Origin of the sequence: Vibrio sp. L85 (genome assembly GCF_963871815.1) — a bacterium.
In the GTDB taxonomy this organism is placed as follows: domain Bacteria; phylum Pseudomonadota; class Gammaproteobacteria; order Enterobacterales; family Vibrionaceae; genus Vibrio; species Vibrio harveyi.
In genome coordinates this window covers 148,731-163,348 of sequence record NZ_CAWMYL010000022.1, presented here as the reverse complement: position 1 = coordinate 163,348, position 14,618 = coordinate 148,731, and the positions used below count along the sequence as shown (strand labels likewise).

Sequence of the window (14,618 nt, the reverse complement as noted above, 5' to 3'; positions counted from 1 at the left end):
TCACTAAAGTTTCACATTATTTCCGTATATTTCACGCCGTAATAAAATCAAAATCACAAAGAAAGGATCCCTTATGAAGTTTTACAAATCCCTTTTGGTACTTTCAGTCGGCGCTGCGCTAGCAGGATGTGGCTCAGACAGCGACAACTCTCCAGTCACTTGTGACACTGCAGATTCATGTACCAAGTTCACAATTCTACATACCAATGACAACCACGGTCGCTTCTGGCATAACGAAGACGGCGAGTATGGTATGGCTGCGCGTAAAACACTGATTGATCAAATGCGCCAAGAAGTTGCAGCAAATGGCGGCTCATCCCTACTACTCTCTGGTGGTGACATCAACACTGGTGTTCCTGAATCAGACCTACAAGATGCAGAGCCTGACTTCTTAGGTATGAGCGATATTGGCTATGATGCTATGGCAGTTGGTAACCACGAATTTGATAACCCTCTTAGCGTTCTTGAAAAGCAACGTGTTTGGGCAAACTTCCCAATGCTTGCTGCCAACATTTATGATAAAAATGGCGACCGCTACTTCAAACCTTACAAAATCTTTGAGCTTGGTGACCTTCGTGTAGCTGTTGTAGGTATGACAACAGAAGATACAGCAAAAATCGGTAACCCTGAGTTTATCTCTGACCTGACATTTACCAAACCAACAGAAGAAATGCCGAAGGTAATTGCAGAAATCAAAGAAACCTACAAAGATGACCCTGTCGATTTCATTTTCGCTACGACACATATGGGTCACTATGAAAATGGCCAGCACGGTTCAAATGCACCTGGCGATGTAGCGATGGCGAAAGCAGTCGAAGAAGGACAGCTTGCAGCTATCTTCGGTGGTCACTCGCAAAACCCTGTTTGTATGGAACCAGATGGTTCTGGATACGCTGACTTCGAACCTGGTGATGACTGCAAACCAGACCAACAAAACGGTACTTACATCATGCAAGCGCACGAGTGGGGTAAGTACGTTGGTAAAGCAGACTTCGAATACTACGACGGTAAACTTCACCTTGCTGGTTATGAGCTAGTTCCTGTAAACCTAAAACGCAAAAACGAAGCTGGTGAGCTAGAATTCATTGGCACAGAAATCAAGCCAGACCTTGCTCTTCAAGGACGTCTTCAATACTTCCAAGATAAAGGACAAGATGAGCTAGATAAGGTAATTGCTACCTCTGATGACAAGCTGGAAGGTGACCGCGCAGTAGTTCGCTACCAACAAACTAACTTAGGTCGTTTGATCGCAACTGCTCACCAAGAAAATCAAAAAGCCGATTTTGCGGTTATGAACTCAGGTGGCGTTCGTGCATCAATTGAAGCAGGTCCGATTGCTTACCGCCATGTACTAACAGTTCAACCATTTGGCAATATGGTAACTGTAGCCACGATGACTGGCGCTCAAGTAGTCGATTACTTGAACGTGGTTGCTACAATGCAACGTGGATCGGGTGCGTACGCACAACTGGCAGGTCTAAATATGACTGTAGACTGTACTGCCAAGAAAGTTGAAATCAGCAAGATCAATGGCAAAGATTTCGACACAGCGGCAACTTATAAGTTTACCGTACCAAGCTTCAACGCGGCGGGTGGTGATGGTTACCCTGCACTTAACGTAATTAACACTGGTAACGTTGACGCAGAAGTAATGTACAGCTACCTAGAGACTCTTGGTACAGTACAAGTAAGCAACTACGAGCCACAAGGCGAAATCGTCTACACTAACTCAGACAGCCCACTTGGTTGTGAAATCGCAGCTGAGTAAATAAAAGGCGTGTCAGACTGACTCTAAGACCAACCGGAGCCCAAGTGGCTCCGGTTTTTTTATTTGCGCTAAATCTCTGATAAAACGCCACCTTCACAAATCGTTCAAAAAATGTTCATTTACGTTGTTGACGACCATGTGTAGGGCTTCTATGTTTGATAAGGTCTTTCGAATATGAAGATTCATCAACTGTGTTTGAGCAATTAACTTTTATTCACACAGTCAATGATTCTGAGAAAGATGCGAATGGCGTTACAAACACTGCTCTCAAACAATTTGTCTCTCAGACTTCAAACGAAGGCGATGGGCTTCTACGCTCCCGCCAATGAGCAGCGATCTGAACGCCAATGTGTTCAAACTGCTGCCATCGAGTTCTGGAGGTCAAAAATGAAACGAGCCAGCAACAGCTATAGACTGCAGATAATTAAAGAAGTGGTCACTCGCAGAGAGCGTGAAGCATGTACTGATCCAATGGCAAGATACATTCATCAAATGATGGATGAATTACCCACCAGTAAATTAGACGTGGAACAAAATCACCGCTTTGCCGGTAGTCACTTCGACGAACAAGCAGGAGGCTGGGTAAGCGACCAATGGTCTTTAAAGTAACGCCAAGTGCTCATCACTTTGAGCACGAAAATGGATAGGAGCTTCCCGGCTCTTATGGATAAGTAGTTCAGACTGGGCCGGGAATAGTTAGTCATAAGTAATAAAGCGTAAACAACACTAAAACAAATCCTGTTGCGGGGATGAGTCATCTTGAGGCAGTTCTGCTTTCCCCTTCCCTGCTAGCACCTTTCTTCTGTACCTCTGACGACACAGCTTAATCACGTGCAACTGTTGTGCAGGAGTAAAACTCAGCCAATTAAACCGCTCTTCTCGTTTACGCATGCATCCCTTGCAATAGCCCTTTTCGTCAGAAGTGCACACTCCGACACAAGGACTTGGGACGGTAAAAAACTCCAGTTGCTCCATGCTCAACCCGTTCTTTGGTTATCTCATCAAGACCCGATTCACTTATAGTCGAATAACTGTAAGAAATTTCGAAGTTTTCGCTGAATTTTAGTACCTGGAATGGGATCTCTGTTATAAAATACGCCGTGTTTAAAAACATACGAAACCATAACCGTATGCTGACAAAAACACTGTTTTATTACCTATACTTACCACGTTTTCTAAAAACGGAGTCAATAAAATGAAGCTTAGCCTAAAAACGTTAGTAGCAGCAATCTCACTTCCAGTTCTAATGACTGCATGCGCTAGCAACGGTGACAATGTGAAAGAAATTACGGCTCAAGATCTACAGCACCACAACTGGCAGCTGGTTCAAATCGATGGCAAAAACATCGCAGCAGAAGAACGCCAAGCACCTCGCTTAGAAATTGGTGAAAACCTAACAGCGAACGGTAATGCAGGTTGTAACAACTTCTTCGGTCAAGCTGAACTAAAAGATAACCAACTACGCATCGAGAAAATGGGCATGACCATGAAGATGTGTATGGAAGACCAAATGAAGATTGAAAAAGTAATGTCTGAAACGCTTTCTGATTGGAGCGACATTACTCTGACTAACGATGGTCTAGTACTGAAAAACGCAGATCACGAACTAACGTTCACACTGCGTGACTGGGTAAACTAATCCCACATTTGTTTCTGAGACAATAAGTCTCTGAAAGAATCTCTAAAAAAGCAGCCCTTTGGCTGCTTTTTTTGTTTCTAATGCCCCATACCTTGCTTAGCCAACTTTTCAGGATCATCATAAACCGCGTGGCGATCTATCATATCCAAGGTTGCTTCATTCATTCCGGTTACAGCAACAATAGAGCCGCCTTTACGAAACTTAATGATGGCTTTATCCAAAGCTGATATTGCTGTGATATCCCAAAAATGCGCATCGGATAAATCAATTGTGATGTATCGCGTCGCATTATCGAAATCAAACATATCAGTGAAACTATAGGCGGAAGCGAAAAAGATTTGCCCATGAACTTTGTGAATCGTATGGTCGTTATCAACAATGACTTCATCCGAAACCTTCATTAAAGTCCGGCTCTGATTCACATAAAAGACACACGCTAATAAAACGCCCACCAGCACACCAATAGCAAGATTGTGGGTGGCAACAACCGAAATCACCGTCGATAGCATGATAAGGTTTGTCGATAAACTGTGTTTACTCATTTCTGCAATGGAGTGCCACGAGAAAGTACTTATCGCAACCATGATCATCACTGCAACGAGCGCCGCCATTGGGATTTGTTTGAGGTAATCCCCCAAAAATACCACCATGATCAGCAAAAACACACCGGAGCAAAGCGTCGATAAACGTGTTCGACCGCCAGACTGGATATTGATCATCGACTGACCAATCATTGCGCATCCTGCCATACCGCCAAACAGCGATGCGACTATATTCGCAATCCCCTGTCCTTTGCACTCGTCGTTTTTCTCACTCTCTGTATCCGTCAACTCATCGACGATAGATGCGGTCATCAGTGATTCAAGGACACCGACAATGGCGAGAGCTAATGAATAAGGGAAAATGATTTGGAGTGTTTCAATGTTGAAGGGAATATTGGGAATCATGAATACGGGAAGCGAATCGGGTAGCTGCCCCATATCGCCAACAGTACGAATATCGATATCAAACATCAACGCAACCACTGTCACCGTGATAATGCATACCAAAGGGGACGGTAGCATTTTTCCGATTTTCGGCACATATGGAAACAAATAGATGATGGCTAGTCCTAAAACGGTCAATGCATAAACGGACCAAGAAACGTTGGTCAGTTCAGGCAGTTGCGCCAAAAAGATTAAAATTGCCAACGCATTTACAAATCCAGTCATAATGGACTTAGACACAAAACGCATTAAATCCCCTAGCCTTAAGTAGCCAATCAATAACTGCAGTACACCAGCGAAAAACGACGCGGCGAGCAAATATTGCAGACCATAATCTTTAACTAAGGTGGTCATCAATAGCGCCATCGCTCCGGTTGCCGCGGAAATCATTCCGGACCTTGAGCCAGTAAACGCAATCACGACACAGATGGAAAACGAGGCATACAAACCCACTTTGGGGTCGAGTCCTGCGATGATAGAGAATGCAATAGCTTCTGGAATAAGTGCCAGTGCTACAACAACTCCTGATAAACAATCTCCTTTAACGTTGTTAAACCAAGTATCTTTTGTAAATTTAAACATAAATCTCTCATAAACGTATTGCCTTAGTTGGTGCATTGCGCACGGTGAAGGGAGTGATGCAAACGCATCTGAGAGATCGTTCTAGGGCGGACTAATGAGCAAAAAGCACCTTCCTTATTCGTCAATTGAAACGTCACGGTTTTTCTCGATAAGAGCCAGTCAAAAACAAAACCAGCCTCATCGAAGGTGTGCTTTATATCACTTTAAAAATGCAATTTGTAATAAATTCTTACAAAACCAAGTAAATTTGCCTACAAGTAACCATAAAAAAGCACCTCTAAAAGGAGGCGCTTCTTCATTCATAACATCTACTTAAGTGACTTCAAAATGACTACTGAGAATAAGATTGTCCATCAAAACCACTTAATTGCTCGTACGCTTTAGACAAAATAGCAATCCCGATGATGGTCACTAGAAAGCTTAATAAACTCATTAGGATTGGCAGTTGTAAATACGCCAGAGGTGATATTGCGATACCACACAGAAGCGGTACCAAGATCACCACACCCATCATGTACCACGTGTACCCTTTGGTTAAGTTCCATGCATAAGGGAATGACACACCTTTACCAATAGCAATGGCGGGAAACACCAACACCAATCGACAACAGATCACACCAAGTGCGAACAGTACGATTGCAGCAAGCGCAACGTTAATCATCGCAAAGATGGCGGCAACGGCGACTACTGCAACTGTCATCACCAAGTAATGACCGATGAACCACATTTCGATCTTGCCAAGGGTGAAACGCCCCCACTGAGGGACAGATTGAGGACCTTTAAGGATAATACTGTGCACGTTAATCGCGACGATCGCAGACAATAGCGCCATCAAGATTTGTACGAAGATAGCAGCACCATCGCCTTCACTTGCACCTAAAAGGAGATCAAGAATAACAGAAAAGAGAATCGGTAAAGCGGTCGCTTTCGCAATCGCTTGTTTATGCGTGTTTAGTGAAGCAAAGGCACTTTTAACGGTATCGACAAACATAGTTAGGTTCTAGCCAAGATTAAGATTCATTTCATTTTGGGTACTGATGTTATCTTCCTGATACCGGTTGAGCAAACCTTTCCCAAAATATCATTAGGTTACAGTGATTAATTCGACCTAAATAGCTCAGTTCGTTGCCCCCAAAAACATAAATCAATTAGATCAAATGCCCGACTTTGCGAATCAATACTGCAAGGCTTTCTGCTTCAAGTTTTTTCATCACATTAGAGCGATGTACCTCAATTGTTCTTAGAGAAACACACAACGAATCGGCCATCTCTTGGTTTTTCATCCCCTTGACTACCAATCCAAGTACTTCTTTCTCGCGCTTGGTGAGATTCTGTAATACCTGTTTCGCACTCAACTTTTCACCGTTTTTTAATGACTGTGCCATAGCATTATCCACTGCAACCACAAGCGCGTTTCCATCAACAGGCTTTTGAAAGAAATCTAATGCGCCATCTTTTAGTGCATCGACAGCCATAGGTATGTCGCCATGACCAGTTAGGTAAATCACGCTGATCGGGCTGAATTTCTCATTCATTACATGATGGACATCTTGTCCCCGCATCTCGGGCATACGGCTATCAAGCAAAACACAACCCGGAGCGGACAATTCAGCGTTGTTGAGAAAATCTATCCCACTAGAAAAAGCTTCAACCTCGTAACCATAACTTTCCAACATAAACGCCATGGATTCTAATACTGGCTCTTCATCATCAACGATGTAGAGTGGACAAAGGTTACGACTCATAACAAGCCTCCTGATACGGTAAAACAATGGTCACCTGACACCCAGTGGGCTCTATGGACCTAAATTGCATGCTGCCTTGGTGCGCATCGAGTACATCACGACATATTGCCAGACCTAGCCCTAATCCATTTTCCTTCGTGGTGTAGAAAGCTTGGTCTAATGGCGTACTTTCCTCTTCAATTCCAATGCCATTGTCCGTCACGTCAATGATGACCACCTCATCACAGAAACTCACGTGCAGATCCACGTACAAATCTCTACGTTTCGGCGAATGGCTCAAACACGCATCTTTGGCGTTATTTAAAACATTGAGAATGACCTGCTGCAAACCTGTCACATCTGCAAAGACTTTTTGCGGCTCACCAGAGTAAAGCACGCCAAGTTGGATTCGATGACGTTGGAATTCGTAATCCACCAGCTTCATCGCTTCTTCAATCAAACAAGGTAGATCCACCCAGTTTTTTTCAATCGGTGTTTTGTTTATCAAGCTACGAAGGCGCTGAATGATGTCGCTTGCAGAAGTCACCTGTTGCTGGATTTTATCGAGGATTGGCGCCATTTCTTCGGCAGTCGCGCCATGTTCCATGCGCATTTTCGCCCCTTGACTGTAGTTTTTGATTGCTGCCAATGGTTGATTAATTTCATGCGCAATACTGCTACCAAGTTCACCGACAATGGTGATACGTTGGGCATGCTCCAACATTGAGCTCTTACGGCGTAAGTCGTTCATGGTGGTTTTTAACGTTTCACGACTACGTTGAAACTTCCATTCCAACCAGAAGTGATATCCCGTCAATAGCAGCAAAGTCAGTAACGACGCCATTGCGATCGCTTGGTTCTTATGCAGCCATTCTTGTGCTTTTTGTCCCCAAGACTTTTGCAACGGATGCATGTCTAAGTGCTTGTAGACTTTATCAACGTTGATGCTCGGCGCAGGCAACATCCAGCCAACGTTGTTCGCCGCAACGGCTGCTGGATGATCTTCTGGCATTGCGAAAAGGGTTTGCGCCACCATTTGCCCCACATCCGTCGGCGCTCGCTCTGTCATAGCCATGGTCCAGTTTGGATACAGTGGCGTGCTCACCGCACAAACAGAATCAGCAGGGCGCTTCTCATTCAATACACGCAAGCTGTGCAGTTGAATACGCCCCTCCTTCGCCATGTTCTCCAGAGTACATGCAGGGACGATCGCGACATCGAGATCGTTCTTGATCACGTCCAAAATCAACTGGTCAGTTGGTGGACCAGTAAAATGAATTTTTTCGAAGAAAGAGGAATTGAAATAGCCGAGCTTATCGAGCTCATAACGCAGCGCGAGAAAGCCGCCAAAGGCTTTTTCCGATACCGCCGCGACATTAGCTTTATTGATGTCACGCAGCGTTTTATAAGGCGACTCTTCACGCACCACTACCACCGAAGCAATCGACTTATTTGGTAAGTTGCTATAGGCAGTTTTTTGCGTTGCTAACCAGTTGATTGGGTATTCACGTGCCAACTTAGTCGCCTGCCCTGGACTAGTTAGAATGAAGTCAAGCCAACCGTGCAAAAATGCATCTTCAAGTTGGTCGAAATCGTAAGTATGTAGGTTGAATTGATAGCCAGGATTCTGAGTCTCCAACCAATCCAAAGTTGGTTGCCACGCTTCACGAGCATGTGCGTGTCCACGCAGCGCTAAAACGCCAACATCGTAGTCTTTTCTCGGTACTTCTTGATCATTAGCAGAGGCAAAAGAGGTAAAGAAAAAGGAGAGAGCAAAAATGAAAAGAATTAACTTTTGAGAATAATTATCAATCACTTATGAAATACTACCAAAACTCGGTTGTGGCACATTTTAGCACCACTTCCCCCTTCTACTTTGTTGCTTTAGATCAATCCCACATCATTATTGTGGGAAACCACAATATCGTCATTTAAACGATTTCCTCAGAATGCCTTACCCATAAAGGGGTAGAGCGCATTTCCGCTTTTTTTAAGCCATGAACACCAAAAATGATTAAGAAACGTTCATGTCAGCACTGCCCCATCAAAAGCATTCTATCTGTCGAAACATCGAGGATTCGGCAGCAAAACTTTAAATTAAAATATGGAAGCAACTCATGAAAAAATCGACGATTGCGTTGGGTGTGTTAGCAGCTGTCACAGCGGTTGGCTACTCAGCTTACAATACGATGTTCTCAGCTGAGGCTGTGATTGTGGATGCCGCTGCTCAAGAGCAGAAATTCGCAGAATACGCTCATCCTGAGCACTTCATTTCGGCACAACAACTTAAGTCGCTGATGGACGGCGACAAAGATGTGGTTGTGATCGGTGCGCTAAACCCTATCAAACCAGATAGTCCTATTTCTGGCTCTTACACTATGTGGCGTAACGATTACTCGGCGGCTGATGGTCAATACGACTTCGGTGGTATGAGCAATAACACCGAAGAAATGGAGACCATTCTGGGCAGCTTCGGCGCAACAGCTGACAGCACAATCGTGGTTTACGCAGCAGGCTCTCACCACGATGCCGCTCGCCTTTACTGGCAAATCCATAACCTTGGTCATCAAGACGTTCGTTACCTAGACGGTGGCTTGAACGCTTGGATGGGCGCTGGTTACCCAACTGGCTCTGCAAACCCAAGCGTTGCCGCAGTTGAATACAAAGCACCGAACACAAAACAAGACAACAACACGCTAGCGACACTGGATATGGTTATCGCAGCGCAAAACAACCCTGATTGGGTGATCCTAGATACTCGCGGCAACGACGAGTTCAACGGTGACGTTGCGGTTTCTGGTGCGTACGGTCCGGGTACTATCCCAAGCAGTGTTCACATTAACTGGACCAAAGCGTTAAACGAAGACACAACGCTGAAATCTGCACAAGAACTGCAAGCTCTTTATGGCGACATCATCAAAGGCAAAAAAGTGATCGCTTATTGCCAATCCGGTGTTCGTTCTGCCCACACCACCATGATTCTTACTGAAGTACTTGGCGCAGAAGGCGTCTACAACTATGACGGTTCATGGATCGAGTATAGCCATGCTCACTATGAGCAGAAAAACCCTGAAGTGAACGTTATCAACGGCAAGAGCTAATCAACACGGAAATAGCAGTTAATGAACAATGTAATTTTTAGTCAAAAGCTATTCGACACCGCTCAAATGATTGTCGATGGCTGTATGGGTGATGCCGATCCGGCATGTCAAACCGCATGCCCAATGCACACAGACGTAAAGCAATACGTTCGCATGGCGGGTGAAGGTGATTTTCAAGGTGCTCTGGATCTGATCCGTAGCAAACTATTCCTTCCTCAAACACTAGGTCGCATCTGCGCACATCCGTGTGAAGCGTCTTGTCGCCGTAATTCTGAGTTTGGTCAGCCAATCAGCGTAGCTGGGATTAAACGTTTCGTCGCAGAGAAAATGGATAACCAAGATCACTGGGATCTAAACATTGCGCCCCTAACTAACAAGCACATCGCGATCGTAGGTGCAGGTCCTGCTGGCGCTCAAGCGGCAATCGAACTGCGTCGTCAGGGTCATGAAGTCACCATCTATGAAAAGCTGGACGTTTACGGCGGTATGATGCGTGTTGGTATCCCTGAATACCGCCTGCCACGCGATGTTATCGATTTCGAATACAGCTACTTAGCGATGCTGGGAATCAAAACTCAGTTTGGCGTTGAGATCGGCAAAGACATCAGTTTCGAAACACTACGCAACGAGCATGATGCGGTGGTACTTGCACATGGTGCGCACGTAGGTTCGATCATCCCTCTGCCGGGTCATGACAACGATGGCGTGTTCTCTGCGGTTGAATACCTAAAAGAGATTTCTGAAACTCGCCAATTCCCACGAGCAGGTAAGCGCGTAATGGTTATCGGCGGTGGTGACGTAGCGATGGACTGCGCACGCTCTTCATGGCGTATCGGCGCAAGTGAAGTTTACCAATGTTCACTTGAGAGCCTTGAGAACCTGCCTGCAAGCCAAATCGAAATCGATGAGTCACTAGAAGAAGGCGTTGAATTCCATGCGGGTTGGGGACCTGTCGCTATCGAGCACGAGAGCGGCAAAGTAACAGGCATTACTATCAAGAAAGTGCTGTCGATCTTTGATGAGCAAGGCAACTTTGCACCTCAGTACAGCGAAGAAAGCAAAACTATCTCTGTGGATACCGTTGTTTTCGCTACGGGTCAAATCGTGGCAGATATTACTGACGGTGCACTAGAGCAAACTCGCGGTGGCCGTTACGTTGTCGATAAACAAACACTAGCATCTAGTCTAGAAGACGTATTCGTAGCTGGTGATGCGTGTGGCGGGAACATCGTAATTGAAGCGATGGCATTAGGTCGTAAAGCAGCAATGAGCGTTGAACGCTTCCTAACGACTCGTCCACTAACTGAAGACCGCGACTTCGAGCAAGAATACAGCTACTCATCTCGTCTAGACGTACCACTACCAAAAGGTACGGTAGATACCCCTCGCCTACACGGTGAATTGCGTGACGCTGAAGAGCGTAAGCAGGATTTTGCACAAGTGGATTTAGGCTTTACTGAAGCGCAAATCAAACTAGAAGCTTCTCGCTGCCTGCAATGCAGCTGCAAGCTATGTATGACCGAGTGCATCATGATGAATGACTTCAGCGACTGTCCGAAGACCATCTTCTCCGACTTTGTGAACAACAAGTCGATGGATCCACTGATGGCTTACTCATGCAACGCGTGTGACCAATGCACCATCGTGTGTCCGAAAGACTTCCCAATGAAAGAGATGTTCCTAGGGGCACGTGCTGACTTTGTTAAAGCAAACAACGGTGAATCTCCAATGCCGGGTCATAAAGCGATCAACATGCACCAGAAGCTTGGCTTCTCAAAAATCTTCACTATGGCAAAACGAGCGGTATCGACAAAATGAGTAATAAAGTATTTATGCCAGGATGCAGCTTGCCATCCTATTCACCTGAAGGTGTAGCTGCCATTGCTAGCTACCTAAAGCAAGTATTTCCAGACATGGGCGCAGTCCAAAAATGCTGTGGCAAACCGACTGCAGCTATCGGTCAAACGGAGAAGTTTAAAGAGCGTTACGGTCAGCTACAGGCTGATTTTGACAAGCTAGACGCACAAGAAGTGATTGTGGCATGTCAAAGCTGCTACGGCATGATCAAAAAATCTGGCGGCACACAAAAACCAGTGTCTTTGTGGAAGCTACTTCCTGAAATTGGTTTACCGGAAGAACTGCGCGGCAAAGCCAAAAACAGCGACGTGGTGTTTACCATTCACGACTCTTGTTCAACTCGCTACGAGAAAGAGCTGCAAGACGGTATCCGTTGGATATTAAACGAACTTGGTTACAAAACCTCTGAGCCAGAACACACACGAGAAAACACCCGCTGCTGTGGCTTCGGCGGCATGGTTGTACCTGCAAACCCAGATGTGGCAACGCGCGTAATTAAGCGCCGTGTTGAAGAGTTTGAAACCGACTACGTAGTGGTTTATTGCTCGGCATGTCGTGCATCCATGATGGGTGTTGGTACAAAGTCTTGGCACATTCTGGATCTAATGTTCGGTCCTGTGATCAAGCAAGGTGATGAGCCGCCAGTAAACGTACTTGCAAGCCCTGTAAAATCTTGGTTCAACCGCTACAAGTCAAAAGCGGGCCTGATCAAGTGTATGTCAGTGTAACTGTCTCTGTGTCGCTATCTCTTTTTAATTATTAGGTTTAAGTGAAGTTGAACTTATGAAACTCGTAAAAATCGCTCTTATCGTCGCTGTTGTAGCTCTCGCTCTGTTCGCGGCAAAACAAACTGGCATTCTTGAAATCATCACTGACATCAAGAGCCTACAAGATTGGATCGCAAGCTTTGGTGTGTGGGGTTACGCCGTATTCGTAGCAGCATTCGTATTTGCGTGTGTTTTCCTACTACCGGGCAGCGCATTTACCATTGTGGCAGGTATCGTATTTGGTCCTATCAAAGGTGGCGTATTGGCGCTCTTTTCTGCAACGCTTGGTGCAGTAGCAGCCTTTATCGTAGCGCGCTTCCTACTGCGTAACACCATCATGAAGAAGTTTGGCGACAACCCAATATTCAAGAAAATCGATGACGGTGTAGCAGCAAACGGCACCAGCTTCTTGATTCTGACTCGTCTTGTGCCTGTATTCCCATTCAGCCTACAAAACTACGCTTACGGTCTAACCAGCCTAAACCTTGGCACTTACGCTCTGGTTTCTCTGTTGACCATGGCGCCAGGTGCTTTCATTTTTGCTTACATGGCTGGTGACATCGCAACAAACGGTGTGTCTGCAATGTTGTTGGTAAAATTTGCGGTTGCGGGTCTTGTGCTGTTTGGCATGTCTTTGATTCCAAAATACATCGCAAAGAAAAAAGGCATCAACATGGAAGAATTAGCGAAGTAATCCGGTCTATCCATTATTGAAGCCAAAATAGTGCGACTTATCGAGAGTCGCACTATTTTCATTGCTACTGATTTGCTCACACTTTGCCCTTAAATTGGTGACTTTTAAGACCAAAAACTGACGTGGATTGGTATCACCTCACAAGGCGAGTAATTCTATGAATCTATTATCAAATTCGCGTTGATAATAGAGCAAGATAGATTACTATCCATCTAGAGGGAACGGAGCTTCCAGCGTGGTTTATCCCCAATTCAGAGTACCAAAACAGCCGTTTGTACCTCATGGGAATATAAAGCTCCAAAATGAAAACAAAGATAAAGAAACACGGATTACGTATGAAAAAGCTACTTAGCACCATTGGCATTTTAGCCACCACATTCGCGACCTCCTCTTTTGCATCTTCGACCGCTGAAGAATGGCAAAAAATAGAACAGCAAGCCGACGGTCAGACCGTTTATTTTCATGCTTGGGGTGGTAGCCAAGAAATTAACCGCTACATCCAATGGGCAGGCAAAGAGCTTAAATCTCGCTACAACGTGACACTTAACCACGTCAAGGTCACCGATATTTCTGAAACCACCACTCGTCTTATTGCTGAAAAAGCCGCAGGGAAAAACAGCGGTGGCAGTGTTGATATGGTTTGGATTAATGGCGAAAACTTTAAATCGATGAAAGACAACCAACTGTTGTTTGGTCCTTTCGTTGAAGGTTTACCAAGCTGGCAGTTTGTGGATAAAACCCTGCCTGTTGATGTCGATTTCTCTGAACCAACAGATGGTCTAGAAGCGCCTTGGGGCGTAGGTCAATTGGTGTTTATCTACGATGAAGAAACCCTGCACAACCCACCAAGCTCATATGCTGAAATGCTGAGCTACGCAAAAGCGTTTCCAAATCGTCTGACATACCCTCGTCCACCGGAGTTTCATGGCACCAGTTTCATCAAATCTCTACTGATCGAACTGAGCAATAACGACCCTGCATTGCAAAAGCCAGTGACAGACGAATCATTCAAAACCGTCACGCAACCTCTATGGGCTTACCTAGATGAATTTCACAAAGTCGCATGGCGTGGCGGTAAGCAGTTTCCGGGTGGCACAGCGGAAACGGTACAACTACTAGATGATGGTCAGATTGACTTAGCCGTCACTTTTAACCCAAATGCGGTTTATTCAGCACAATCTAGCGGCAACCTTGCAGATAGCACCAAAGCGTATGCGATGGATGCGGGTGCACTTTCTAACATTCACTTCTTAGCTATCCCTTGGAACGCAAACGCCAGTGCAGGGGCTCAAGTTGCTATAAACTTTTTATTAAGTCCTGAAGCGCAATCTCGTAAAGGTGATATCAACATCTGGGGTGATCCTTCAGTGCTAAGCAGCCAATACCTGACTGGTACGGCTAAAAATACTCAACAATTCAAGTCTATTGCAGAGCCACATCCAAGCTGGCAAGCCGCACTAGAAAAAGAATGGTTGAAACGCTACGGGAATTAATAATCAC

The 14,618-nt window shown here is 45.3% G+C and carries 13 protein-coding genes; 8 read left to right on the top strand and 5 right to left on the bottom strand.

The window, feature by feature from the left end; translation table 11 throughout:
- Positions 1–73: 73 nt before the first annotated feature.
- Both ushA and AACR11_RS05425 read left to right on the top strand, forming a co-directional pair.
- A complete protein-coding gene (gene ushA / locus AACR11_RS05430) occupies positions 74–1,768 on the top strand; it encodes a bifunctional UDP-sugar hydrolase/5'-nucleotidase UshA (protein WP_017188176.1) in 1,695 nt (564 codons plus the stop codon).
- Positions 1,769–2,155: 387 nt separating this feature from the next.
- Positions 2,156–2,377 (top strand): hypothetical protein, encoded by a 222-nt coding sequence (locus tag AACR11_RS05425; protein ID WP_005450627.1) that lies wholly within the window; start codon positions 2,156–2,158, stop codon positions 2,375–2,377.
- A gap of 117 nt (positions 2,378–2,494) precedes the next feature.
- On the opposite strand, the gene AACR11_RS05420 is transcribed toward AACR11_RS05425, so the two are convergent.
- Positions 2,495–2,743, bottom strand: a complete 249-nt coding sequence (locus AACR11_RS05420) for a DUF1289 domain-containing protein (protein WP_005450629.1) — start codon at positions 2,741–2,743, stop codon at positions 2,495–2,497.
- 220 nt (positions 2,744–2,963) lie between these two features.
- Here AACR11_RS05420 and AACR11_RS05415 point away from each other — a divergent pair, with 220 nt between their 5' ends.
- On the top strand, positions 2,964–3,407 hold the full coding sequence (locus AACR11_RS05415) for an META domain-containing protein (RefSeq protein WP_005450631.1): 444 nt from the start codon (positions 2,964–2,966) through the stop codon (positions 3,405–3,407).
- Positions 3,408–3,484: 77 nt separating this feature from the next.
- Here the strand turns inward: AACR11_RS05415 and AACR11_RS05410 are convergent, their stop codons facing one another.
- The 4 genes from AACR11_RS05410 to AACR11_RS05395 all read right to left on the bottom strand — a co-directional run bounded on the left by AACR11_RS05410 (position 3,485) and on the right by AACR11_RS05395 (position 8,515).
- Positions 3,485–4,975, bottom strand: a complete 1,491-nt coding sequence (locus tag AACR11_RS05410) for a SulP family inorganic anion transporter (protein ID WP_029789448.1) — start codon at positions 4,973–4,975, stop codon at positions 3,485–3,487.
- A gap of 331 nt (positions 4,976–5,306) precedes the next feature.
- The gene (locus AACR11_RS05405) at positions 5,307–5,966 is read right to left on the bottom strand and encodes a hypothetical protein (RefSeq protein WP_029789449.1); all 660 of its coding nucleotides are present in this window, start codon (positions 5,964–5,966) and stop codon (positions 5,307–5,309) included.
- Positions 5,967–6,123: 157 nt separating this feature from the next.
- Positions 6,124–6,720 (bottom strand): response regulator transcription factor, encoded by a 597-nt coding sequence (locus AACR11_RS05400; protein ID WP_009698147.1) that lies wholly within the window; start codon positions 6,718–6,720, stop codon positions 6,124–6,126.
- The gene (locus AACR11_RS05395) at positions 6,710–8,515 is read right to left on the bottom strand and encodes a sensor histidine kinase (protein WP_029789453.1); all 1,806 of its coding nucleotides are present in this window, start codon (positions 8,513–8,515) and stop codon (positions 6,710–6,712) included. Before AACR11_RS05395 ends, AACR11_RS05400 begins: the two co-directional genes overlap by 11 nt.
- Positions 8,516–8,816: 301 nt before the next feature.
- On the opposite strand from AACR11_RS05395, the gene AACR11_RS05390 reads away from it, so the two are divergent.
- The 5 genes from AACR11_RS05390 to AACR11_RS05370 all read left to right on the top strand — a co-directional run bounded on the left by AACR11_RS05390 (position 8,817) and on the right by AACR11_RS05370 (position 14,611).
- Positions 8,817–9,800: a sulfurtransferase gene (locus AACR11_RS05390; protein ID WP_009698149.1), complete on the top strand. Its 984-nt coding sequence runs from the start codon at positions 8,817–8,819 to the stop codon at positions 9,798–9,800.
- A gap of 21 nt (positions 9,801–9,821) precedes the next feature.
- A complete protein-coding gene (locus AACR11_RS05385) occupies positions 9,822–11,618 on the top strand; it encodes an FAD-dependent oxidoreductase (protein ID WP_005450642.1) in 1,797 nt (598 codons plus the stop codon).
- The gene (locus AACR11_RS05380) at positions 11,615–12,385 is read left to right on the top strand and encodes a (Fe-S)-binding protein (protein WP_079325588.1); all 771 of its coding nucleotides are present in this window, start codon (positions 11,615–11,617) and stop codon (positions 12,383–12,385) included. Before AACR11_RS05385 ends, AACR11_RS05380 begins: the two co-directional genes overlap by 4 nt.
- Before the next feature lie 55 nt (positions 12,386–12,440).
- On the top strand, positions 12,441–13,118 hold the full coding sequence (locus tag AACR11_RS05375; RefSeq protein ID WP_005450645.1) for a TVP38/TMEM64 family protein: 678 nt from the start codon (positions 12,441–12,443) through the stop codon (positions 13,116–13,118).
- 335 nt (positions 13,119–13,453) lie between these two features.
- Positions 13,454–14,611: an ABC transporter substrate-binding protein gene (locus tag AACR11_RS05370; RefSeq protein WP_026138393.1), complete on the top strand. Its 1,158-nt coding sequence runs from the start codon at positions 13,454–13,456 to the stop codon at positions 14,609–14,611.
- Positions 14,612–14,618 lie beyond the last annotated feature (7 nt).